A 22,793-nucleotide genomic window follows, 5' to 3' on the forward strand; every position below is an offset into this window, starting at 1 on the left:
GGGGCGATCCGGCAAGCCGGGGGGCCATGGCCTTTCGTCACAGCGCTCCTTGCTGCGTTGCAGAATCGGAATCTGGCACCTGCCGCTGAAACGGACTCGAATAAACGTCTGGTATAATGTATACCAATCCCCGGGACATAGTCCTTCACAGGTGAATTCACGGGCATTGCATCAGAACACTCTCGGGGAGAACGTCATATGACCGTACATACCGGAAGGCATTTTCTACAGATTCCTGGCCCCACCAACGTGCCCGATCGGGTGTTGAGGGCCATGGACATGCCGACGCTGGACCATCGCGGTCCGGAATTCGCTGAGCTCGGCTTGCATGTTCTCGCTGCGATGCAGCGTGTCTTCCGCACCAAGCAGCCGGTGATGATCTATCCGTCGTCGGGCACCGGCGCTTGGGAGGCTGCCATCGTCAACACGCTATCACCCGGCGACAAGGTGCTGATGGCGGAGACCGGCCAATTCGCCACTCTGTGGCGGAATCTCGCCGAGAAATTCAAGCTCGATATCGACTTCGTGCCGGGCGACTGGCGCCATGGCGCAGATCTCACGGAAATCGAGAAGCGCCTCTCGGCCGACAAGGGGCACGCCATCAAGGCTGTCATGGTCGTCCATAACGAGACCTCGACCGGCTGCGTGACTTATCCGCTCGACGTGCGAAAAATCCTGGACCGCGTGAGCCATCCGGCGCTGCTGATGGTGGATACCGTCTCCGGCCTCGGCTCGCTGGAATATGAACACGATGCCTGGGGCATCGACGTCTCCGTGGCGGGCTCGCAGAAGGGCCTGATGCTGCCGCCGGGCCTCGGCTTCAACGCCGTCTCGGAAAAGGCACTGGCGGCCTCCAGGGCCAACCAGTCCGTCCGTTCCTATTGGGACTGGCAGGAGATCATCACTGCCAACAAGCTCGGTTCCTGGCCCTACACGCCCGCCACCAACCTGCTCTACGCGCTGAAGGAGGCGGTGGCGATGCTGGAGGAGGAGGGGCTCGACAACGTCTTCGCCCGTCACAAGCGTCATGGCGCCGCCGCCCGCGCGGCTGTGAAGGCCTGGGGTCTCGAGACCGTTCCGCTCCGCCAGCAGGACCATTCGCCGGCCCTGACCGCCGTCCTGATGCCGGAAGGCCATGATGCCGATGCGTTCCGCAAGGTGGTGCTCGAGAATTTCGACATGTCGCTCGGCACAGGCCTGAACAAGTGGAAGGGCAAGATCTTCCGCATCGGCCATATCGGCCATTTCAACGATCTGATGCTGATGGGCACGCTGGCCGGTGTCGAAATGGGCCTCGAACTCGCCAAGCTCCCGCATCGCGCCGGTGGCGTGATGGCGGCGATGGATGTGCTCACCGGCAAAGGCGTCGTCCATATGACCAAGGCCGCGAGCGCCTGATGCTGCATGCCGTCTGTGCTGCGGCGGCCTAACAATCTGTCTAACAATACCTTGGGGGCTTGAGCATAATCGCTTCAGCCCCTTTTTATTCCGGCTACCGAAAGAGATTGCCTATGACCGCGCCTGTCAGCGAAGATCTGCTCTATTCCGTCGAGAACGGCATTGCCAAGATCACCTTCAACCGCCCGCAGGCGCGCAACGCCATGCTGTTCTCCATGTATGAGCGCATGGCGGAGATCTGCACGGCGGCCAACGAGGATCGCTCCATCAAAGCTATCATCCTGACTGGTGCCGGCGACAAGGCTTTTGCTTCGGGCACCGACATTTCCCAGTTCCGCGCGTTCAAGACGGCGCAGGATGCGCTCGATTACGAGGCACGGATCGACCGGGTGCTGACGGCACTGGAGACCTGCCGTGTGCCGACCATTGCCGCCATTGCGGGCGCCTGCACCGGCGGCGGTGCCGGCATCGCCGCCTGCTGCGATCTGCGGATCGGCACGGCGGCCGCGCGTATCGGGTTCCCGATCGCCCGCACGCTCGGCAATTGCCTGTCGATGTCCAATATCAGCCGCGTGATGTCGCTGGTCGGCCCGGCGCGCACCAAGGACATGATTTTCACTGCCCGCCTGATCGAGGCCGAGGAGGCGCTGGCGCTGGGCCTGATCAACGAGATCGTGCCCGACGTGGAGACGCTGCAGCACCGCGCGCTTGAGCTTGCGCAGCTTGTTGCGAGCCATGCGCCGATCACCCTCGAAGTCACCAAGGAAGCCGTGCGCCGCTTACGCAAGACGCTGACGCGGGACGAGGGGCAGGATCTCGTGCTCAAGGCCTATATGAGCGACGATTTTCGCGAAGGGATGGATGCCTTCCTCAACAAGCGCAAGCCGAATTGGCAGGGGAAGTAGAGCGATCAGATCACAGGCAGGGGGCCGTCTGCGTGGCGGCCCTTTTCGTTTCGCCCCCTGACCAAAGTCGCCCCGACCATGCATCCGGCGCGCTTGATGTGACGGACAATACCCCGCAGAATAGAACCAACCAAAAGAGGCGGGCGCCCAAAAGCTCGCTTGGGGTCATAGGGAAGAAACAAATGTCCAATTCTATCGGCGTTAAGTCGATCGGCGCCACAGCCGCGCTTGCGGCTATGCTGGCTGCTACCCCCATTCTCGCGCCGGCACATGCGTGGGAGCCCACAAAACCCATCGAAATCGTGGTCGCCGCCGGCGCCGGTGGCGCGTCCGATCAGATGGCGCGCATGATGCAGGCCGCGATTCAGAAGAACAATCTCGCCAAGGTGCCGGTGGTGGTGTCGCTGAAGGGCGCTGCCTCCGGCGGCGAGGCTCTGATCTATATGAAATCGAGCGACGGTGATCCCAGTAAGGTGCTGATCGCATATTCGCTGATCTACATGCTGCCGCTGTCCGCAAAAATTCCGTTCAACTGGCGCGAGCTGACGCCGGTCTCGGTGGTGGCGATGGATCAGTTCGTTCTCTGGGACAATGCCAAGGGTCCGAAGACGGTGAAGGAGTTCGTCGAGGCGGCGAAGGCCGCGTCGTCTCCGTTCAAGATGGGCGGCACCGGCTCGAAGCGTGAGGACCATGTGCTCACGGTCTTCATGGAAAAGAAGACCGGCGCAAAATTCTCCTATCTGCCCTACAAGTCTGGCGGTGAAGCTGCCACGCAGCTGGTCGGTGAACACACCGAAGCCAATGTCAACAATCCCAGCGAGAACCTTGAAGTCTGGCGTGCCGGCCAGGTACGTGCGCTCTGTGTGTTCGACAAGGAGCGGATTTCCTACAAGACCAAGGTCACCGAGACGCAGTCGTGGAACGATGTGCCGACCTGCAAGGAAGAAGGTCTCGACGTGCAGTATCTGATGCTGCGCGCGCTGTTCCTGCCCGGCAAGGTAACCAAGGAGCAGCAGGCCTACTATGTCGATCTGTCCGAGAAGGTGACGAAGACGCCCGAATACAAGGACTACATGGAGAAGCAGGCGCTGAAGCCGGTGTTCCTCAAGGACGAGGCGATGACCAAGTTCCTCGAAGAGGACGATGCGCTCAATAAGTCGCTGATGACCGAAGCGGGATTCGTCGCGAAGTAACGCTGTCTGTCGTCCCGCGCGAAAGCGGGGACCCAGTAGACACAGGCGCTGACGGGCTACACTGGCAGCTGTGTTGACTGGATCACCCCCTTTCGCGGGTGATGACATGCCCATGATGCGCAGCGCGCGTGCGCTGCTTCCTCCATCTGCAGAAACTCGCCATGTCCAACACCGATCTCGAAATCGTCGTCGAAGACCCCACTGCGCCCGACGATGAATCGCCCTCCGTTGTCAGCCGTCGCACCATCGAGATCGTCGCATCGCTGGTGCTGCTCGCGCTTGCGGTGCTGCTCGGCTACGATAACTGGCAGACCGGTATCGAATGGGATTCCACCGGACCACAGCCTGGCTATTTCCCGTTCTATCTGTCGGTGATCCTCGGTGGCGCGAGCCTCTACGGTCTGATCTCGGCGCTGCTCTCGCCGGGCGCGAAGATCGAGACATTCGTGACGCGCGCGCAGCTCCGCCGCGTGCTGCTCGTCTTCGTGCCGACGGCGCTGTTCTGCTTCGCCACGCAGTTTCTGGGCATCTATGTGGCGAGCTTCACGCTGATCGCCGGCTTCATGCGCTGGATCGGTCAGATCGCCTGGTGGAAATCACTGCTCACCGCCTTTGTCTTCACCGCCATCATGTTCGTGACCTTCGATGTCGCCTTCGACGTGATCATGCCCAAGGGCCCCCTCGAAGCGGCGCTCGGACGCTAGGAGGTCGATATGGAAGCCCTCGGTCTCCTGCTGCACGGTTTTTCCGTTCTGCTCACATGGAAGATCCTCGCACTGATGATGGTCGGCCTCGTGCTCGGCGTCTTTGTCGGCGTGCTGCCGGGCCTTGGCGGCCCCAACGGTGTTGCCATCCTGCTGCCGCTGACCTTCTCGATGGATCCGACCTCGGCCATCGTGATGCTGTCATGTATCTATTGGGGCGCGCTGTTCGGTGGTGCCATCACGTCGATCCTGTTCAACATCCCGGGCGAAGCATGGTCGGTGGCGACGACATTTGACGGCTACCCCATGGCGCAACAGGGAAAGGCCGCCGAAGCGCTGACGGCAGCCTTCACCTCGTCTTTCATTGGCTCGCTGGTGGCGGTGATGCTGATCACCTTCCTGGCGCCAATGATCTCGTCCTTCGCGCTGAAATTCGGCCCGCCGGAATTCTTCGCGGTCTATCTGCTCACCTTCTGCTCTTTCGTCGGCCTCGGCCGTGAAGCCAAGCACAAGACCGTCATCTCGATGGCGCTCGGCCTCTTGATTGCTGGCATCGGTATGGACACCGTTTCGGGCAATCTGCGCATGACGTTTGGCTCGTCCGATTTATTGCGCGGCATCAATTTCCTTGTCGCCGTCATCGGCCTGTTCGGTATCAGCGAGATCCTGCTGACCATGGAGGAGCGGCTCGCTCTGCGCGGCCATGCTGCCAAGATCAATCTGCGCACGGTGCTGAACGTCTGGATGGATCTGCCGCGTTACTGGGCTACGCTGCTGCGCTCCTCGGTGATCGGCTGCTGGCTCGGCATCACTCCGGGCGGCGCCATCGCGGCGAGCTTCATGGGCTACAACCTCGCCAAGCGCTTTTCGAAGGATTCCGAGAGTTTCGGCAAAGGCCGCATCGAAGGTGTCTTTGCGCCCGAAACAGCCGCGCATGCGTCTGGCACTGCGGCACTGCTGCCGATGTTGGCGCTCGGCATTCCCGGCTCCGGCACCGCGGCGATCCTGCTCGGCGGCCTGATGGTCTGGGGCCTCAATCCCGGCCCGCTGCTGTTCGTTGAGCACAAGGATTTTGTCTGGGGTCTGATTGCCTCGATGTATCTCGGCAATGTCGTCGGTCTTGTGTTGGTGCTGTGCACCGTGCCTGTTTTCGCCTCGATCCTGCGTGTGCCGTTTGCCGCCGTGGCGCCGATGATCGTCGTATCCTGCGCCATCGGCGCCTATGCGATCCAGAACGCCATGTTCGATATCTGGCTGATGCTGGGCTTTGGCGTGGTCGGCTATGTCTTCAAGAAGATCGGCATCCCGCTAGCGCCGTTCACTCTGGCGCTCGTCCTCGGCAGCCGCGCCGAAGACGCCTTCCGCCTCGCCATGATCGGCTCCGGCGGCAGCCTCGGCGTGTTCTGGTCCAACGGGCTGGTGGGCACCATCACCACGCTGGCGATCACGCTGCTGTTCTGGCCGGTGATCGACCGCATTTTCACAGACGTCGGCCGCATGCTACGGCCGGCGAGCGCGGCGGGATAGGTCGATCAGACCACCTTGGCATCCTTCAGCGCGGCGATCTCATCCGCGCTGAAGCCGAACTCGGCGAGGACGTCCTCAGTGTTCTCGCCGAATTCAGGCGGCCGGATAGCCATCTTGCTCGGGGTACGCGACAGGGTGAAAGGCTGGCCGACCAGTGTGATCTTGCGGTTCTGATCGTTCGGCACGTCCTGCGCGAGACCGAGATGCCTGACCTGTGCATCGTCGAACATCTGGTCGATACTGTAGATCGGCCCGCAAGGAACGCCGGCGGCGTTCAGTGTTTCAACCCAATAGGCCGTGGTGTTCTGCTCGGTGCGGCGCTCGATCTCGGCATTCAACGCGTCGCGGTTCTTCGAGCGGGCGGGACCGGTGGCGTAGTCGGCATTTGAGATCAGTTCCGGTGCGCCAATGGCTTGCGCGCATCGCTCCCAGATTTTGCCACCGGTTGTGGCGATGTTGATATACCCGTCCGAGGTTCTGAACACGCCGGTGGGAATGCTGGTGGGGTGGTTATTGCCGGCTTGCTGTGGCACTTCACCTTCCATCAGCCAGCGCGAGGCTTGGAAATCGAGCATGAAGATCTGCGCTTGCAGCAGCGATGTCTGCACCCATTGGCCCTGACCGGAGACGTCGCGCTCCAGCAGTGCCGTGAGGATGCCAAGCGCGCAGAAGAGGCCTGCGGTGAGATCGGCGATGGGAATTCCGACCCGCATCGGCCCCTGATCAGGCGCACCGGTGATTGACATCAGCCCACCCATGCCCTGGGCGATTTGATCGAAGCCGGGGCGCTTATGATAGGGCCCGTCCTGGCCGAATCCAGAAATACTGCCATAGACGATGCCGGGATTGATCGCCTTCAGGCTCTCGTAATCAATGCCGAGCCGGGCTTTCACGTCCGGGCGAAAATTCTCGACCACCACGTCGGCCTTATCGACCAGTCGCTTGAACACCGCGAGACCGCGCGGGTCCTTCAGGTTCAGGGTCATGCCCCGCTTGTTGCGGTGCAAGTTTTGAAAATCCGAGCCTTGTCGGGGACCGCCGGGTTGCTCGGAGCCGGCATCATCGCTCAATGCATCGATCTTGATGACATTGGCGCCCCAATCCGCGAACTGCCGTACCGCTGTTGGGCCCGAGCGGATACGGGTCAGGTCGAGGACGGTAAAGCGGGAAAGGGCCTGCGAGGCGCGTGGGAAGGACATTCAGAGGGCTCCGGTGATGCCGTGAAGTGGCGACCATTACCTTTCGCGCAAACGGGCGGCCTTGTCATGCCCGGCAATCGCAGGCGGAGCGCGCATCACTGTCTCTTGCGCAAAAATCATGTGACCGGGATGTCACCAACCGGTTGCAACCAAAGCTTCAGCTCGCGCAACCGCTTGACCGCCAGTCTAATCAGTTGAATGCTAGTGCACTACTTTTAGCTGTGTGTATGGTTGAAGGTATTATTTTAGGAATTGTCGTTTTTGCGGCCGACTATACGCTGGCGATGCGGGTCATGGCTCGCAGGGCTGACGTGTTGTACGGGGGGCATCGTCTCGCGGACGCCATCGCAACTTGAGTGGCAGAAGCCGGTTGTCGCCGCGTTTTCACGCTTCTTGAGTGGTGTTCGGCCTTTCTCTCGCCGCTGATCGGACAGGACGATCCATAGCTCCGGGCGCGAGGATCGGTTAGAACTCGCCTGGCTGCAGACTGCGACGGTTGCGGCGACGCGCTGAGGCAGTGGATTGGTTGAATGCAGAGTATCGTGATCGGCGCCACCGGCATTGTCGGGGGCTACATTGTGGAACATCTCGTTCGGGCCGGAGAACACCCGCTGGCGCTCTCGCGCAGGCAGCGGCAAAGCAACGATGTGGACTGGCTGCAGGGCGATCTGACCAGGCCTGCCGAGCTGAACATCCCCGAAGCGCAGACGCTTTACTGCACGGTTGAAGTCGGCGTGCTCGCTGATGCCTTGTCCCGTATCGCCTCGCCGTCGTTGAAGCGCGTCGTTGCCTTCACTTCGACGAGCATCGTCACGAAGATCAATTCGGAGATTCCGTCAGAGCGGGAGTTGCTGCAGCGTTTGGCCGATGGCGAACGGCGCCTGGGTGCTGTCTGTGAGCAACTCGGCATCGAATGGACCATTCTGCGCCCCACGGTGATCTATGCCGAGGGCAGGGATGGCAATGTCTCGCGGCTCGCCCGACTGATCCAGCGCTTCGGATTTTTGCCGCTGATGGGAAGCGGTGCCGGGTTGCGGCAGCCCGTACATGCGGAAGATCTGGCGATCGGCGCGATAGCCGCTGCCGGTAGTCCGGCGGCAGCAAACAGAACTTACGCCCTGCCGGGCGGAGAAGTTCTCAGTTATCGCGAGATGGTCGGGCGCATCTTTGATGCACTGGGCAAGCCGCGACGGATTGTGTCGGCGCCGCCCGTGCTGTGGCGGCTGGCTTTCACGCTGGCAAAGCCGTTTTTCCCGCATGCTAATGTGGCGATGGGCAATCGAATGGCGAAAGATATGACGTTCGACGCATCAACTGCGATGCGAGACTTCGGCTGGAAGCCGCGTGGTTTCGAGCCCAGTTTTGACGGCAAACTCTAAGGCCTGCGGTACCCTGGGTCGTCCGGTTTCCTTGTCGTTCAAATTGGTCTAAAAGCCGCCCGCTGCGTAACTCCGCTCATAAGGAATGCCGTCACATTGCCGTCCAGCCAGCCGAAAGTCATCATTCTGCTTGCCACTCGCAACGGCGCTCAATTCCTCTCGGAACAGCTCGAGTCTTACCGGTCGCAGACATATTCAAACTGGGAATTGCTGATCTCCGATGACGGATCGACGGACGCGACTGTTGAGCTCGTTCAGGAGTTCGCAAAATCCGTGCACCAGCGTGTGACTATTCTTACAGGGCCAATGCAGGGCTTCTGGCAGAACTTCGTTTCGTTGGTGCGTAACGCAGATATCACAGGAGATCTGTTCGCCTATAGCGATCAAGATGATGTGTGGTTTAGGGAAAAGTTGGCCAGAGCGGTAGAATGGTTCCGGACGCAATCTGGTGATGTGTCCGCACTCTACTTCAGCCGCACCGAGCTGATTGAAGGCGATGGTACTCCTGCTGGTTTCTCACCGTTGTTTACACGGCCGCCGGCCTTTCAGAATGCGCTGGTTCAGAATATCGGCGGCGGCAACACCATGGTCTTCAACCGTGCAGCCCTGATGATCTTGCGCGCGACGCCGGAAGATGCCGCAATGGTCTCTCACGACTGGTGGACTTATCAGGTGGTGACAGGCGTGGGTGGCCTTGCTCACTACGATCCATGGCCAAGCCTGAAGTACCGGCAGCATCATGGCAACCTGGTGGGGTCCAATATCGGAATTCGTGCGCGTCTGATCCGAATGGCGGCCTTTGCCAATGGCCGCGTCGTGATGTGGAATGACCTGAACCTGAAGCTGCTCGACAGAATGCGGGAATCATTCACATCGGTAAACGCCGCAACGCTTGATGACTTCGCCAATGCTCGCCGCGCGTCGCTGCTGCGGCGGCTGTATCTGATCCGCAGATCGGGAGCCTATCGACAAAGCAAAGTCGAGAACATCGGCTTGTTTGTCGGCGCGCTGTTCGGTCGCCTCTAGCGGGCAGTTGAAGAAGTGTGTGGCGAAGCGCTTTGGATGATGATTCTGTAGGATCGGAATTGATCCAGGGTGGCGGTTGGCACGATGCGGGGAAGTGACGAACGGTCAGGCTCGCTTTTCAGTTATGTGGATCTGGAGGCTCGGGTTCACGCCGACCACCCGCTGCGGGTGATCCGGGACTTGGCGAATGCGGCGCTGGACGATCTTTTCGGGGCATTTGCCAAGCTCTATACAGACTGCGGCCGACCCTCGATTGCGCCGGAGAAGCTGCTTCGAGTGATACTCCTGCAGGCGTTCTATGGGGGCGCTCGGAACGGCATCTGATGGAACGGATGGAGTTCGATCTTCTGTTCCGCTGGTTTGTCGGGCTTGGGGTGGACGATGCAGTCTGGAGCCACTCTACCTTCTCGAAGAACCGCGACCGGCTGCTGAGGGCGAGATTGCGGCCAAGTTCCTGAATGCGCTTTTGGCGCAGCCGAAGGTCAAGCGCCTGCTATCGAGTGATCATTTCTCGGTGGGCGGGACACTGATTGAAGCTTGGATGTCGATCAAGAGTTTCCGGAGAAAGGATGGCAACGACAACGATCAGGACGGTCCGGGACGCAATGTGGAGCGCAACTTTGACAAGGAGAAATGATCCAACGAGACCCATGAGAGCACGACCGATCTCGAGGCCCGACTCTACAAGAAGGGAGATGGCCAGCTGGCCAGGTTGAGCTATATGGGCCATGCGCTGATGGAGAACCGTCATGGGTTGCGGTGTTGGGCGGCGTGAGTCAAGCGACCGGTACTGCCGAACGGGACAAGGCGCTCGAACTCATCGATGACTATCGAGGAGATCACGAGCGCCGCATCACCCTGGGCGCGGACAAGGCTTATGACGTCACGCCGTTCGTCCGCGAACTGAGAGGCCGATCGGTCACGCCGCACATCGCGATCGACGGCCACCTCACCAAGGCCGGCAAGCGGCGCAAGACGGCCGTCGATAGCCGCACGACGCGCCACGTGAGCTATGATATCAGCCAGCGGTGCCGCAAACGCATCGAAGAAATCTTCGGTTGGATCAAGAGTTCCGCTGGCTTGGCATCCTGTTCGATGAGGTCGGCGGCGCGTTCGCCTTCGATTGCCTCACGGGCTCCATCCACGGCTTCTGCGACGGCGATGCCGTCCAGTTCAGCTGGGACGGAAACAACGAAATGGACCCAGCCAGCGGTAATGGCTGGGCCGAACTGCAGGATGACCGTTCGCTCGAAGGCGAAATCTGCCTCATCAACAGTGACGACATTCCTTTCATCGCGCGTCGTTCAATGACTTCTTCAACAACCTGCTAGAGCATTTTCGTTCCGATGGAATCGGAATGGGGCCCTCGCTTCTTGTTTGACGCGTTTTCCTAACGCGGACCGGCAGCCATCTGGCTTGAAAACGCTGCGGTCTGCCACGCTAGGATTTGAGGTGTCGCTGGATCAGTGACACATCGTAAGAGCTATTCGATGCAATCACAGCTGCCCATTTCGACGCTGTTGAAATACCTGCCGGGTTCGCTTTGAGGAGCTCCCGTTTGATGAACGGGCACTTGTAGTCTGAAATCAGGACATCCCAATAGAAGTGCATCGGATTGATCGCTCGGCCAGTCAGCAACAGCATATGAAGATGGGCGAGAAAAGCCCGATCCGAAGCGGGGCGTTCTGTAGGTGCTGAGGCTGCCAACCGGTCTTTCATCGTTTCGGCGACTGTCCAATGGCTTGCCAGGGCACCGGAGCGGAGATGCTGTCGTCCGAGAACTTGCGTCAGGCGGGTTTCGCCGTTTCGGATCACCCATCGCTTGTTGTTAACGTAGGGGAGCGTGCGCCAGAACGTCTTGAAAGCAGAGGATTTCAGCGCACTCGCAAAAAAGACAATGAAGAACGTCTGCAAGTGGTAGCGCTGTTGCTCCCAGGAATCCGCGATGCCCCAGAAATCATACTTGGACTGGTCGATTGCCGCGAGCGTGTCGCTGAGAGGCCAGAAGGGGCCGTAAATGCTGTCGTTCATCATCAGCAAAGCGTCGAGCTCATTGAGATCGCCGAGTGAAGCAATGCCGTCCTTGTAGGCGCCGAAGTCATAACCTGTGTTGAAGCGCCAGATGATCTCCTTGCAGAGCGGACTCGTCGCTGCTCGGCTGGTGGCTGGAAGAAGCGGTGCATTCGAGACGAATGTGACGCGAAAGCCTGCTGCTACAAGTTCGTTGAGCTGATGCAGGACATATTCGTGAACGGTCCCCTGTGGGTCGAAGTGAACATACACCGCGACCTTGCGGGACTCACTTAGCGGATCATCGCCGGGAATACGCTCACGCAGCAAGGAACTGCGTCGAATCAGACGCGCTGCCAGTTCGATCACCATGTCGTGGACAACGATGAATGGCGCAAGAACGAGTTGCACGAACGACTTCAACTTGGCCGTCGAAGACCGCTGTTGGAAGCTTTGGGTATGTTCTTTCGTCAACGGTCATTCCGGTGAATTTTGCTGGCCCATCACCAGGCGAGTTCTACGATATGATGGCGTCAACGGCCAGCTGGCCGGCAGGTGATCCGCAGCTTCAGGAGAACCGGAGCTGCATGCCGCTTGGCGAGCTGCCTTCAAGGGCGATCCTTAGCAGGTACTGCCCGTAGGCTCCCTTGGCGATCGGCTTGCCCAACTGTTCCAGCTGGCTGGCACTGATCCAACCGAGATGGAAGGCGATCTCTTCGGGACAACAGATCTTGAAGCCCTGGCGTTTTTCAAGTACGCGGACGAATTCCGCTGCTTCTAGCAGATTGTCCGGTGTCCCGGTGTCGAGCCAGGCAAATCCTCGGCCCATCTTCTCGACCTGCAGCTGTCCGCGTTCCAGATAGGCCCGGTTGACGTCGGTGATTTCGAGTTCGCCACGCGCGGAAGGTTTGAGATTTGCAGCGATATCGACCGCGCTGCCATCGTAGAAATAGAGTCCTGTAACTGCCCAGTTCGAACGGGGTTGCAGCGGCTTTTCCTCAATCGAAAGGACGCGATTGCTGGCGTCGAATTCCACCACTCCGTAGCTCTGCGGGTCACTGACGTGATAAGCGAAAACCGTTGCGCCTTCCGCTTGCTTGCGCGCATTCTGGAGCAGTGGGATCAGATCATGGCCGTAGAACAGGTTGTCGCCGAGTACCAATGCTGATGATTGTCCAGCAACGAAATCGGCGCCGATGATATAGGCTTGGGCCAGCCCGTCGGGGCTCGGTTGTTCGGCATAGCTGAACGACATCCCCCATTTCGATCCATCGCCGAGCAGGTGCTGGAATTTGGGGAGGTCAACCGGCGTTGAGATAATCAGGATGTCGCGGATACCTGCCATCATCAGCGTGGAGAGCGGGTAGTAGATCAGAGGCTTATCGTAGATTGGCAGCAGCTGCTTGGAGCTGGCGAGAGTCATCGGATGGAGGCGCGTACCGCTGCCACCAGCCAGAATGATGCCTTTACTGATCGAACCCATGACTAGCTATTCCTACTGGCTACGTCTTTGGAAAATCCTGCATCAGCAGCCGCTCAACCGTATCGGGCAGCGACTGGCGCCAGTCCGGAAGATGAACGCCATGAACCTTAAACAGCTTGCTGTTGTCCAGCCTTGAATTGGCGGGGCGCTTGGCCGGGGTGGGGTAGGATGACATCGGGATCGGCTTGACGTGAGCTGACGGGCCGCCTGCCGCGGCGGATACGTCGAAAACAGCCTCGGCAAAGCCCGCCCAGGTCGTTTCGCCTGCGCCAGTCATATGGAACACACCGCGCAACTCTGCTGCCGAAGGCTTCTGAACGAGATTTTCTGCAACGGCGATGATCCCATTCACTATATCCAGCGCGTTTGTTGGGCTCCCCAACTGGTCGCTGACCACCGAGATCTCGTCACGTTTACTAGCGAGCGAGAGCATTGTGCGCGCGAAATTCTTGCCGAATGGGCTGTAGACCCAGGCAGTGCGTAGAATGGCGTGGTTGTCGCTCGCCGAGATGATCGCGCGTTCACCTTCCAGCTTGGTTTGCCCATATACGCCCAGAGGGCCTGTTGCGTCGCTTTCGCAATAGGGACGATCCAGGGTGCCGTCGAAGACATAGTCCGTCGACAGGTGAATGATGGGAATGCCGAGCCGGCTGGCTGTCCGGGCGACAGCGGCAGCTCCCTCGACATTAACGGCGTAAGCAAGGTCGGGCTCGCTTTCAGCGAGATCGACGGCCGTGTAGGCAGCTGCATTGACCACGACCTGCGGGGCAAGTGCGACCAAGGCCGCTTCAACTTCGTTCGGCCGGGTCAAATCGACTCCCGGTCGTGCAATCGTGGAGACATCGAGTGCTGCGATCGCTGCCCGCTCAAGCAGGGACTGAGCTACCTGTCCGTTTCTTCCGGTGATCGCGATCCGCATGAAGCTTCACTCGAAATATGTCGGAAGCGACTTGAAGCGGGGCAATCCCAAATCCTTGTCCGACAGTATGGCTTTGTCCTGGGACACTGGCCAGGTGATCCCTAAGTCGGGATCGTTCCACGCCACGCCAAGATCGTTGGCCGGCGAATAGTAGCCCGTCACCTTGTACAGGACACGGGTATCCGGTTCGAGGGTGCAGAAGCCATGGGCGAAGCCGACGGGCACAAGCAACTGCTGACCTTCCTCTGCAGTCAATGTCTCAGCGACCCACTTGCCGTAGGTCGGCGACGAGCGTCGCAAATCGACTGCAACATCGTAGATGCTGCCACGCAGCACGCGGATCAGTTTGTCCTGGGCGGCCGGATGACTCTGGAAGTGCAGGCCGCGAACTGTCCCCGCATGGATGGATCGAGATTGATTGTCCTGGACGAAATCGAGCGTGATGCCGTGCTCTCGAAACCGGCTGTTGTTGTATGTCTCGCAGAACACACCGCGCGAGTCGGCGAAAGCTCTCGGTGTGATGATCTTGACGGCCTCTATGGCGGTTGGCGTAACGGTCAACATGTCGTTTCCTGAAGCAATGACGGCTATCTCTGGATGGCTATGCCTAGTCGCTCGCCACGATAGACCCCTGAGCGCACACGCTCCCACCAGGTTCTGTTGTCGAGATACCACTGTACGGTCTGACGCAGTCCGCTCTCGAAATTGTGGAGCGGCCGCCAGCCGAGTTCGTTCGCAATCTTCGAGGCGTCGATCGCATAACGAGCGTCGTGGCCGGGGCGGTCTGTGACAAAGGAAATCAGCCCTTCACGCGCGCCAATCGAGGCATCCGGCGCAAGCTCGTCGAGCAGAGCGCAAATCGCCCTGACGACCGAAATATTGGTATGTTCGTTGTGTCCGCCGATATTGTAGCTTTGGCCGGGTGCGCCCTGCCGTGCCACCTGGATCAACGCCTCGGCGTGATCATCCACATGCAGCCAGTCGCGAATGTTCTCTCCCGTACCGTAGACAGGAAGCGGTTTTCCTTCCAGCGCATTGATGATGGTCAGCGGGATCAGCTTTTCCGGAAAGTGATACGGTCCGTAGTTGTTCGAGCAATTCGTCATCACCACGGGCAAGCCGTAAGTATGGTGCCATGCCCGGACGAGATGATCGGAGCCGGCCTTGGATGCGGAGTAGGGAGAGTTGGGTTGATACGGTGTCTCTTCCGTGAAGTAGCCGCTGGCGCCGAGCGAGCCGAATACTTCGTCGGTCGAAATGTGATGGAAGCGGAAGTCCCGCTTGCGCTCGACCGGCAGTTCATGCCAATGCGCAAGCGCTGCCTGGAGCAACGAGAACGTTCCAACGATATTCGTCTGGATGAATTCGCCGGGGCCATCAATCGAACGGTCGACGTGGCTTTCAGCAGCCAGATGCATCACCACATCGGGAGAGAATTCCTCGAATGCGGCTCGCATGGCGGCGCCATCGACGATGTCTGCCTGCATGAATCTATAGTGCGGGTGCGAAGCTACCGGAGCCAGCGATTCCAGATTGCCGGCATAAGTGAGCTTGTCGACCACCAGCACCTCGTCGCCGGCGGTCTGCAGCAGCCTTCGCACGACGGCCGATCCGATGAAGCCGGCGCCGCCCGTTATAAGATATCGTCGCATCATAAGTTCAAGCGCTTGGCCAGGTTCGTGTGGAATTCAAATAGCAGATAGCCCATCGAATACCAGACCGGCGTTGCCATCTTGTCCGCGATCGACGCAGAACGCGATCGTGCCGGAATGGTTGTCTCGGTCAGCGAAGCAAATTCCGGACGCGTTGCAATTGAGCTCTGATGCGCGGAGATGCGATCAGGGACTGGAATTTCGCGGTGCCCCAGTCTCGCATTCGATTGTCGAGCGCGCGGGGAGTGTTTGCAATGCGGCGTGCGATCATGTGAGGAAGAAAAGCATGACGTCCGCGGCGCAGCTCGTCTCCCAGCTGTCTCCGCTCTTCCTCCAAAGCGACGATATCGCGTTCTCGCCGCGCCAAAGCGGCCGTCAAGCGATGCAATTCGGAGGACAGCGCGGCAATTTTTCGTTGCTGGCAGGTTTCATATCGCTGGCGTGTCGACGCGCTCTCCGTCTCGACATTCTCATCCATGTCACCGGCGCGCGAGGACTCCACCCAATGAAACAGGTTGGACGTCGCATAGTCGAACGGGGCGCGCGCAACCCGCGTGGCCGGGTTTCGATGCAGTACTGCAGCGGAATCGAGAACTTCGATCCGATCGAACAGCGCGCTAAAATAGGCGTGCTCGCTCACGCCCGACCGGTCGGGCGCGGGATCGGCAGCGCGAAGTCCGGTGTCCATGGACGTTGCAAAGGGGTAGCGGCCATGTACGATATTCATGACCGGAGACAGTGCGTCCAGGACCTCGTCCCGCAATGGCCCGCTGCGCTGTGTGGTATTGGCTGCCAGCACATATCGGCCACCGGACGTCAGACAGGGGGACAATTCCCAGAGAAGGCCTAGGCGGGTTGCCAGATCCGTGTTGGTTGCGTCAAGGATCAGGTCCCATGACCGCCCCCCCGTGGCCTCCAGGAGCTCCTGGACGGCTTCTGCGACGACGGCCGAAGGGCCCCCGCCAGCTCCGGAAGGCGGCTTCGGCGTGACGATGCGAAGCTCTGAAGCGGGAGATGTTTGGGCGACTAGCGATGCGATCTGGTCGGACACTGCATCAGCAACTAAGATGATAGTCCTTGAATTCGGTGCGTATAGCTCGATGACACGCCGAAGCCCTGCGGGCGGAGAAAATTCCAACCGTGAACTGTCTGATACCCGATTGGACGCGCCGAGGATCAAGGCCGGACCGTCGCTTGCGCATCGGCGCTGTGCTGGTTTGCATTCGACGAAATGGAGGCCGGCGCACGATCGGCTTCGCTCTGACGCGTCGCGACGAGCTGCAGGCGCCGCGTCCCGAAAACGAGGCCGGTCGATGAGCGTGTGATGACGGAGCGCGCCGAGCCGCCCTGGCCGGCGATCCTGACGCGTTCACCGCGAATGTCGTATGCGGACATAAGGCTTCTCCTGCTCCCTCAATATCGTATCGCTCTGCGGGACGCAATCGCGGGCGGGGTTAGGTGTTGATTTTTCTGGCAATTTGCGGGTTTTGCGTGCCGGTCGCGAACGATCGGAGTGGTCGTTGAGCGAGGGCTGCATCCAGGCTGGAAGATCGTCCGGACGATGCGGAACGGGCGCCCCGAGAAGTCTCGCAGCGACGTCAATCCGGGGTGGATATCGATTGCACTGGCTGCTAAAGGCGGGGCGTATTCCTCGGAGACCTAATCCTTAATGAGTGTGATCAGCCGAGCGCTCGACATGCGCGGAAATGCTGCGGCATTGACCGAAGTGATCGGTATGATGCGCCGTCACCCGGCTCTCATTTGGGAGATGACAGTCCGTGAATTGCGGGATCGCTATTCGGGAAATTCATTGGGCCTCGCTTGGGCGGTCGGCGCGCCGTTGGCCATCTTCGCTGCCAATGTTCTTGCCTTCCTCTTCATTTTTCGCGTTCGGATGAACGCACAGGACGACGGAGCCGCTTACGCTGTTTTCGTGCTGTCGGGGATGGCGGTCTGGGTGGCCCTGAGCGAAGTGCTCAGCCGCGCCCCCGTCGCGATCGTTCAGAGCAGCAATCTGGTGAAGCAGATCGTCTTTCCCAGTGAGATATTGCCATTCAAGATCGTGCTTGCAGGACTTCCGACGCTCGCGGTTTGCGGCTCCATCGTTATCATTCTGTCGATTGCGACAGGCCACGCGACGCTGCTGGGGCTGTTCGTCCTGCTGCCCATCTGCGTCGTGTTCTTTCTCGTGATGCTGACGGGTCTCGCATATGTGCTGTCCGGAATCGGGGTGTTCCTCCGCGACGTGAAGGATGTGGTGGGCCTGCTTCTCTCGGTCGGGATGTTCCTGCATCCCATCCTGTATCCTCCAGCGTCCGTGCCGGTTTGGCTGGACAGGCTGTTCTACTTCAGCCCATTCAGCTACCTGATCTGGTGTTTTCGGGACGCGCTTTATGAAGGCGCGATAACCCGCCCCGTGGCGTGGATCGTATGCCCGATCCTCGGAATAGTGTTTCTATTGCTGGGCTGGCGTGTTTTCCGCTCGTTGCGGCCCACGTTCGGGAATGCGCTGTGACAATCCAAACCATTTCAGTCAAATCCCTAAGCAAGATTTATCGCGTCTGGAAGCATCCGCGGGATCTTCTGATTGAGGGCTTGAGCGGTCGCGTGCGCCATAGCGAATTTCAGGCGTTGACCGACATCTCCTTCGACGTTCCGGCTGGCTCCGTCGTCGGTCTGATGGGGCGAAATGGTGCAGGCAAGAGCACGCTGCTCAGGATCATCGCGGGAACGCTCGATGCATCCGGCGGCAGTGCTGTGGTCGCGGGTCGCATCGCGGCTATTCTGGAACTGGGCACCGGATTCCATCCGGATTATACCGGTCGTGAGAACGTGTTCCTGGGGGGGCTCTGCCTGGGCCTGTCGCGGAACGAGATTAAGCAGCGGTTCGACGAGATTGTCGATTTTGCCGAGCTCTGGGACTTCATCGATCAGCCGTTCCGAACCTATTCAAGTGGCATGCAGGCCCGTCTGACCTTTGCGGTCGCAACATGTGTGGACCCTGACATTCTCATCATCGACGAAGCTCTCGGCGTCGGGGATGCGCGGTTTCAGCTCAAATCGTTTGATCGCATTCGCCGCTTCAAGGAGCAGGGTAAATCGATCCTTCTGGTGAGCCACAATATCGCTCAGATCGTTGCGATCTGCGATCGTGCCATTCTTCTCGAAAAAGGCCGCGTTCTGGAAGATGGCGACCCCAACGTGGTCGGGAAAATCTATCATGAGCTGCTGTTCGCTCCTGCGCCGGCAGTAACGATATCTCAGCCGCCGGCGCAGTCTCCGGAGGATGTTTCCGGCCAGCATCACGAGGATATTTCTGCGGATGGTCCGAAGCAGATCGACGGTGCCGCCGATGTAGCCGCGGGCGATGCGCCAGCTCAAGGCGAGTTCCAGGGCAGTGAGCGCGAGCGGCGCTATGGACTGCGGGAGGTCGAGATTGTTGACGTCAAGATTGAAGACGCTAACGGGCAGCCGACCACATTTTTGCAGACACTGACTGCGTACAAAGTCGTCTTGAAGATGAGGTCGAAAAAGGTGTTCTCCGACCTGCACATAGGCTTCCTCGTGCGGGACCTCAAAGGAATAGAGATATTCGGGTGGGATACCGCTAATTCGCTTGTTGGACCTATTCCTGCGGTTGTGGAGGGGGAGGTTTTTGTGCATAAAATTGCGTTCCGGACTAATCTGTCCGGCGGGCAATACTTCCTAACAGCGTCGATAGCCCAAGCTGATAAAACCAAACAAGACATGCGATTTGATTGCTTGGCGATCACGGTTGCACCAACGCCACATATATTCACCGCATCTTTTGCAAATCTCGAAATGCGGCTCATTGATCGATCGTCTGGTGAAGAGATATACGGGCGCTTCGAGCGCGAAGATTGAATTGGGAAGTCTGCTGCCCCTCATTGTTGGTCGCCGCAGGGCCCCGGTCGAGTAGCACCCGAACCCGAGAGACATTTGATTGGTTCTTGCCTTTGAAGGGGGTTCACTCTATCGAAAATGCCAATCCGGTGTGTGAACAATTGATGTTCAACTCTTGAAAGAATAGATTTTGGCTTTCCCGCAATCCGCTACACCCGAAGATTACCTGGCTTTCGATGCTGCGGCCGTGCGCCGTCGCAAGCCGATCGATCGTGTGGAAATCGACGCGTACCTCAAGAGCATCGAGGTGCATCCGTACTACGCAAAAATGGCGACGGTAAAAGACATCTCCATGTTGCATGTGGATGTCCTGATGCTGTTGCGGCTGTTCGCCAGAGCGACGCGCGGCGGCATTCTGGAAATTGGCCCCTATATCGGTGGTTCATCTATCGGGATCGGCTCCGGTGTGCGGGATGGCGGTGGCCGCCCTTATGCCAGCGTCGAACACGGCGGTGTCGAGGAGGAGATCGGTGGCACCTATCGCGATCATCCGTTCTATCCGTCATCCAATATTATCGATGATTTGAAGAAAAATCTGGCGGCCGAGGGACTTGGTAGCTTCGTTTCGATTTTCCCGGGAAAGTCGGATACGCCATCGGTTGTCGAAAAGGTCTTCGAACTGTTTCGCGGAAGCCCCATCGAGCTGCTGTTTATCGACGCGGATGGGGCGGTCGATCGTGACATGGAGCTGTATCGGCCGCTGATCGCCAAGAACTGCCTGTTGGTGTTCGATGACTACACGGCTCCCGGGGCGGAAGAAAAAGAGCAGCGTGTGCGACGAGTTGTCGATGAAGAAGTCGCGCGGGGACGCCTCGAAAGCTACGGTGTCTACGGTTGGGGGACCTGGATCGGGCGCTATCGGGGCTGAGAGCGGCTCCTCTCCATCCAGGTGTGCACACGTTCTGAAGGGCGTGAGAAAATTGCCTTCTCTGGATCGATAAAGCATTCCAGAGAAGGTTATGCAGTTCGCGCTGCGTAGCTTCGCGCGTTTCCATGGGGGCGGTTCAAGCTTGCATTTGAGGTCGAAACTTCTGCTGCTCGCGTTCTGTGCTTCAACGGCGCTGCTGCTCGCGGGGATTCTGCTCGAGCTTGGCGTATTGCGGTCGGTCGAAGTCTTTCAAGCTCCATACCAAGAAGCTTCCGCGGGGTCGTCGATCCGCGTTGTTCCCGTCAGGGGGGGAGGCCGGCAGGGCTACCTGTGGGTGCGCAGCGATGCAGAAGGCGGCTCTGATCTTCGTGCCTGGCTGGGTGACGTTGAGCTTCAGCCACATCAAAACATTACGGAGTCCATGAATGGCTTCAGCCATTGGGGGCGAGCTGTGTATTTCCGTCCGCCCCTGCAGGGAGGGGCGGAGCCTGCACCTGGCCAGCTGACAATTCGCTATCATGTTCGTTTCAAAAACTGGGCGCTCTACGGAAGCCTTCTGCTGTTCGCTGTCCTGGCTTGGAGCGCGCGATTTGTCCCCGAATTGAAGGGCGTGGTTCAGCGATTACATAGACTAAGCTTGCGATGCCTCGTCTTCATTCTGTGTTCGCTCGTAGCGCTCGCGATCTTCGCTTTCGCCAGCTGTATTGGCGGAGCTGTTACTGGCTATAGCCTGTATCCGATGTACGGATACGATCAATTGCGGCAGTGGTGGCCGGCCTTTGGTGAATTGATCCATTTTGAGCCGATCTTGCCATTGGCATTGTTATCATTGGCAATGATCCTTTGCGTGTTGTCGCAGTCCACGTCACCTGGAGACGAGCGAACTACACGGCTGGAAGCAGTCGTTGCTCGACTATGGACGTATCTGGGCCTCCCGGCATTGCTGGGGCTGTTCTCACTATCCATCGCGATCGGCGCCTGGAGTGGCAACTTCACGCAACTTGATGTTCCTTACATGAACATTGCGGGCTTGGTTCCTAACAGCGACGCGAGGGGATATTTCAGCGAAGCGCTCGGATTGCTGCAGGATGGCGGATATGGCGATTTCGGAGCGCGTCGTCCACTCGCGACAATCCTCCGCGCGTGGACGGTGTGGTTGGCGGGAAACTCGTATGTCACGGTTGTTCTGCTTCAGACTGTTGTCGTGGCGACCGCCATATATGTTGCGACAACATCAATCTTGCGTTGGAGAGGGATTGCTGCCGCACTTTGCTTTCTCGCCTTCTCCTACATTATTGTGCGCCCGTTCATCGTCACGACATACACTGAGGCTTTGGGTGTAACTCTCGCCTATCTTTCAGTGCCATTTTTTATTCGCGGTCTGGTTCATTTCTCCCGCGCCTATCTCCTGATCGCATTTGCCATTTTTCTAGGGGCGATGTCTGTTCGGTCGGGCAGCGTGCTCACGATTCCCGCATTTATTGTCTGGGGACTGTTTTTCGGTCCCGGTGGGTGGAAGCAGCGTGGGGTTTTTGCACTGCTCGCCTCCGCGGCCGCCGTTGCCGTCAGCGTTTCGGGCAACTTTTTGAACTTGTTTTACAAATTGGGCGAGCAGGGGGCTGTCGATACAGCTCTTCCGTGGCTGATATGCGGTTTGTCGCTCGGGACAAACTATCACATCTGCGAGACGCGATACGCTGCGGAGATCGCAACAATCGCGTCAGAAGCACAAGTTGCGAAGTTTCTGTACGCCGTTGCGTGGAAAAACTTCCTTGCAAATCCCTGGGATTTCTTCCATGTCGTGATCACGACCGGTACCCAATTCGTCACGGATGCTCCAACTCTGCTGTTCCGCGGCTATTCGTCGTGGCGAACTCAGACCTATTTCCCCGTTTGGTCCTTTTATGCGCTTGTGCTGGTCGGGTGGGGCGCAATATGCGTCCGCAGCTTCGACCGGCGAATTTTTGCACTCATCGCGTTTTTGGCCGCCAGCATGATCGTTTCGGCTGCCTTTGTTTATATTACGGACGGATGGCGAATATTCATCGTTTGCTACCCCCTTGTCGCCGCCATTCTCGCCGGGGGGCTTGGTGCGACCCAAATTTCGAACGAGGTGCCGGTCAGGCTGCGAACTCGCCAGTTTGCTTTTGCTGCGCTGGTGGCTGCGTTGGTGATTGCTTTTGTGCCGGCAATCTTTATCGCGAACTATCGATCAATGGGTTCGGTCAGCACCCCAACGGCTGCGCCTGATGAAATCATTATCGGACCCGCACGGCCATTGGTTGGATTTATGGTGGTGGACCACTCATCACGGTTCCCGCCAAAAGTACCGTCAATCACGATGAGTGAATTTCGCGATTTTCTGAAGACTGCGAGCCTCCTGGAGACGACGCCGCTCGAAAGCCTTCCCCCGGTGCCCTTTGGCTTCATCTATCCCACAAATGTTCCGGCGGGGATGCGTACCTTCAACGCAGTACTGGTCCCATCTGCGGTTCTGCTGGAGGAGCGGCATGGCTGGCGTCTCAAGACTGTGCCGTTCAATCCTGTAGAACGGTGGGTCAAGGCTACGGAAGCAATCTCGATTCCGTGAAGCTTCATGGAGAGCT

General features: G+C 58.9%; 20 protein-coding genes and 1 pseudogene. 13 read left to right on the forward strand and 8 right to left on the reverse strand.

Annotated elements, in window-relative coordinates:
- Window positions 1-198 precede the first annotated feature (198 nt).
- The 5 genes from E0H22_RS09205 to E0H22_RS09225 all read left to right on the forward strand — a co-directional run bounded on the left by E0H22_RS09205 (window position 199) and on the right by E0H22_RS09225 (window position 5,727).
- Window positions 199-1,398, forward strand: a complete 1,200-nt coding sequence (locus E0H22_RS09205) for a pyridoxal-phosphate-dependent aminotransferase family protein (RefSeq protein ID WP_233025352.1) — start codon at window positions 199-201, stop codon at window positions 1,396-1,398.
- A 113-nt stretch (window positions 1,399-1,511) separates the two neighbouring features.
- Window positions 1,512-2,303 (forward strand): enoyl-CoA hydratase/isomerase family protein, encoded by a 792-nt coding sequence (locus E0H22_RS09210; protein ID WP_233025353.1) that lies wholly within the window; start codon window positions 1,512-1,514, stop codon window positions 2,301-2,303.
- A 182-nt stretch (window positions 2,304-2,485) separates the two neighbouring features.
- Window positions 2,486-3,496 (forward strand): Bug family tripartite tricarboxylate transporter substrate binding protein, encoded by a 1,011-nt coding sequence (locus E0H22_RS09215; protein WP_430715236.1) that lies wholly within the window; start codon window positions 2,486-2,488, stop codon window positions 3,494-3,496.
- 161 nt (window positions 3,497-3,657) lie between these two features.
- Window positions 3,658-4,200 carry a tripartite tricarboxylate transporter TctB family protein gene (locus E0H22_RS09220; RefSeq protein WP_233025354.1) on the forward strand — a complete coding sequence of 181 codons (543 nt, stop codon included), beginning with the start codon at window positions 3,658-3,660 and terminating at the stop codon, window positions 4,198-4,200.
- A 9-nt stretch (window positions 4,201-4,209) separates the two neighbouring features.
- Window positions 4,210-5,727, forward strand: coding sequence for a tripartite tricarboxylate transporter permease (locus tag E0H22_RS09225; RefSeq protein WP_233025355.1), 1,518 nt, complete (start codon window positions 4,210-4,212; stop codon window positions 5,725-5,727).
- A gap of 5 nt (window positions 5,728-5,732) precedes the next feature.
- Here the strand turns inward: E0H22_RS09225 and E0H22_RS09230 are convergent, their stop codons facing one another.
- Window positions 5,733-6,926, reverse strand: a complete 1,194-nt coding sequence (locus tag E0H22_RS09230) for a CaiB/BaiF CoA transferase family protein (RefSeq protein ID WP_233025356.1) — start codon at window positions 6,924-6,926, stop codon at window positions 5,733-5,735.
- Window positions 6,927-6,952: 26 nt separating this feature from the next.
- Between E0H22_RS09230 and E0H22_RS09235 the strand changes: the two genes are divergently transcribed.
- From E0H22_RS09235 to E0H22_RS09250, 4 genes and pseudogenes are all read left to right on the forward strand, one after another.
- Window positions 6,953-7,282 (forward strand): hypothetical protein, encoded by a 330-nt coding sequence (locus E0H22_RS09235; RefSeq protein WP_233025357.1) that lies wholly within the window; start codon window positions 6,953-6,955, stop codon window positions 7,280-7,282.
- 186 nt (window positions 7,283-7,468) lie between these two features.
- Window positions 7,469-8,305 (forward strand): NAD-dependent epimerase/dehydratase family protein, encoded by an 837-nt coding sequence (locus E0H22_RS09240; protein WP_347340829.1) that lies wholly within the window; start codon window positions 7,469-7,471, stop codon window positions 8,303-8,305.
- Between the two features lie 96 nt (window positions 8,306-8,401).
- Complete coding sequence (locus E0H22_RS09245; protein WP_233025359.1) at window positions 8,402-9,331, forward strand: glycosyltransferase family 2 protein; 930 nt, start codon at window positions 8,402-8,404, stop codon at window positions 9,329-9,331.
- An 84-nt stretch (window positions 9,332-9,415) separates the two neighbouring features.
- Window positions 9,416-10,642 (forward strand): annotated as a pseudogene (locus E0H22_RS09250) (IS5 family transposase).
- Between the two features lie 129 nt (window positions 10,643-10,771).
- On the opposite strand, the gene E0H22_RS09260 reads toward E0H22_RS09250, so the two are convergent.
- From E0H22_RS09260 to E0H22_RS09290, 7 genes are all read right to left on the reverse strand, one after another.
- Entirely contained in the window at window positions 10,772-11,815 is a 1,044-nt protein-coding gene (locus tag E0H22_RS09260; RefSeq protein ID WP_233025360.1) for a rhamnan synthesis F family protein, read from the reverse strand.
- A 94-nt stretch (window positions 11,816-11,909) separates the two neighbouring features.
- The gene (rfbA, locus tag E0H22_RS09265) at window positions 11,910-12,824 is read right to left on the reverse strand and encodes a glucose-1-phosphate thymidylyltransferase RfbA (protein WP_233025361.1); all 915 of its coding nucleotides are present in this window, start codon (window positions 12,822-12,824) and stop codon (window positions 11,910-11,912) included.
- A gap of 19 nt (window positions 12,825-12,843) precedes the next feature.
- A complete protein-coding gene (gene rfbD, locus E0H22_RS09270; protein WP_233025362.1) occupies window positions 12,844-13,743 on the reverse strand; it encodes a dTDP-4-dehydrorhamnose reductase in 900 nt (299 codons plus the stop codon).
- Window positions 13,744-13,749: 6 nt separating this feature from the next.
- A complete protein-coding gene (gene rfbC / locus E0H22_RS09275; RefSeq protein ID WP_233025363.1) occupies window positions 13,750-14,307 on the reverse strand; it encodes a dTDP-4-dehydrorhamnose 3,5-epimerase in 558 nt (185 codons plus the stop codon).
- Between the two features lie 23 nt (window positions 14,308-14,330).
- Window positions 14,331-15,398, reverse strand: coding sequence for a dTDP-glucose 4,6-dehydratase (rfbB, locus tag E0H22_RS09280; protein WP_233025364.1), 1,068 nt, complete (start codon window positions 15,396-15,398; stop codon window positions 14,331-14,333).
- Between the two features lie 127 nt (window positions 15,399-15,525).
- Window positions 15,526-16,194 carry a hypothetical protein gene (locus E0H22_RS09285; protein ID WP_233025365.1) on the reverse strand — a complete coding sequence of 223 codons (669 nt, stop codon included), beginning with the start codon at window positions 16,192-16,194 and terminating at the stop codon, window positions 15,526-15,528.
- 377 nt (window positions 16,195-16,571) lie between these two features.
- The gene (locus E0H22_RS09290) at window positions 16,572-16,790 is read right to left on the reverse strand and encodes a hypothetical protein (protein ID WP_233025366.1); all 219 of its coding nucleotides are present in this window, start codon (window positions 16,788-16,790) and stop codon (window positions 16,572-16,574) included.
- A 274-nt stretch (window positions 16,791-17,064) separates the two neighbouring features.
- On the opposite strand from E0H22_RS09290, the gene E0H22_RS09295 reads away from it, so the two are divergent.
- The 4 genes from E0H22_RS09295 to E0H22_RS09310 all read left to right on the forward strand — a co-directional run bounded on the left by E0H22_RS09295 (window position 17,065) and on the right by E0H22_RS09310 (window position 22,777).
- On the forward strand, window positions 17,065-17,910 hold the full coding sequence (locus E0H22_RS09295; protein ID WP_233025367.1) for an ABC transporter permease: 846 nt from the start codon (window positions 17,065-17,067) through the stop codon (window positions 17,908-17,910).
- Window positions 17,907-19,280, forward strand: a complete 1,374-nt coding sequence (locus tag E0H22_RS09300) for an ABC transporter ATP-binding protein (protein ID WP_233025368.1) — start codon at window positions 17,907-17,909, stop codon at window positions 19,278-19,280. Before E0H22_RS09295 ends, E0H22_RS09300 begins: the two co-directional genes overlap by 4 nt.
- A gap of 169 nt (window positions 19,281-19,449) precedes the next feature.
- Complete coding sequence (locus E0H22_RS09305) at window positions 19,450-20,187, forward strand: class I SAM-dependent methyltransferase (protein WP_233025369.1); 738 nt, start codon at window positions 19,450-19,452, stop codon at window positions 20,185-20,187.
- Between the two features lie 91 nt (window positions 20,188-20,278).
- The gene (locus E0H22_RS09310; RefSeq protein ID WP_233025370.1) at window positions 20,279-22,777 is read left to right on the forward strand and encodes a hypothetical protein; all 2,499 of its coding nucleotides are present in this window, start codon (window positions 20,279-20,281) and stop codon (window positions 22,775-22,777) included.
- Window positions 22,778-22,793: the final 16 nt, after the last annotated feature.

Source organism: Rhodopseudomonas boonkerdii (assembly GCF_021184025.1).
In the GTDB taxonomy this organism is placed as follows: domain Bacteria; phylum Pseudomonadota; class Alphaproteobacteria; order Rhizobiales; family Xanthobacteraceae; genus Tardiphaga; species Tardiphaga boonkerdii.

Coding starts and splice junctions, on each gene's coding strand:
- E0H22_RS09290 (WP_233025366.1), bottom strand. CDS start 16,790: ATGTCCGCATACGACATTCGCGGTGAACGCGTCAGGATCGCCGGCCAG.
- rfbC (WP_233025363.1), bottom strand. CDS start 14,307: ATGTTGACCGTTACGCCAACCGCCATAGAGGCCGTCAAGATCATCACA.
- E0H22_RS09220 (WP_233025354.1), top strand. CDS start 3,658: ATGTCCAACACCGATCTCGAAATCGTCGTCGAAGACCCCACTGCGCCC.
- rfbD (WP_233025362.1), bottom strand. CDS start 13,743: ATGCGGATCGCGATCACCGGAAGAAACGGACAGGTAGCTCAGTCCCTG.
- E0H22_RS09205 (WP_233025352.1), top strand. CDS start 199: ATGACCGTACATACCGGAAGGCATTTTCTACAGATTCCTGGCCCCACC.
- E0H22_RS09230 (WP_233025356.1), bottom strand. CDS start 6,926: ATGTCCTTCCCACGCGCCTCGCAGGCCCTTTCCCGCTTTACCGTCCTC.
- rfbA (WP_233025361.1), bottom strand. CDS start 12,824: ATGGGTTCGATCAGTAAAGGCATCATTCTGGCTGGTGGCAGCGGTACG.
- E0H22_RS09295 (WP_233025367.1), top strand. CDS start 17,065: ATGAGTGTGATCAGCCGAGCGCTCGACATGCGCGGAAATGCTGCGGCA.
- E0H22_RS09215 (WP_430715236.1), top strand. CDS start 2,486: ATGTCCAATTCTATCGGCGTTAAGTCGATCGGCGCCACAGCCGCGCTT.
- rfbB (WP_233025364.1), bottom strand. CDS start 15,398: ATGATGCGACGATATCTTATAACGGGCGGCGCCGGCTTCATCGGATCG.
- E0H22_RS09310 (WP_233025370.1), top strand. CDS start 20,279: ATGCAGTTCGCGCTGCGTAGCTTCGCGCGTTTCCATGGGGGCGGTTCA.
- E0H22_RS09210 (WP_233025353.1), top strand. CDS start 1,512: ATGACCGCGCCTGTCAGCGAAGATCTGCTCTATTCCGTCGAGAACGGC.
- E0H22_RS09225 (WP_233025355.1), top strand. CDS start 4,210: ATGGAAGCCCTCGGTCTCCTGCTGCACGGTTTTTCCGTTCTGCTCACA.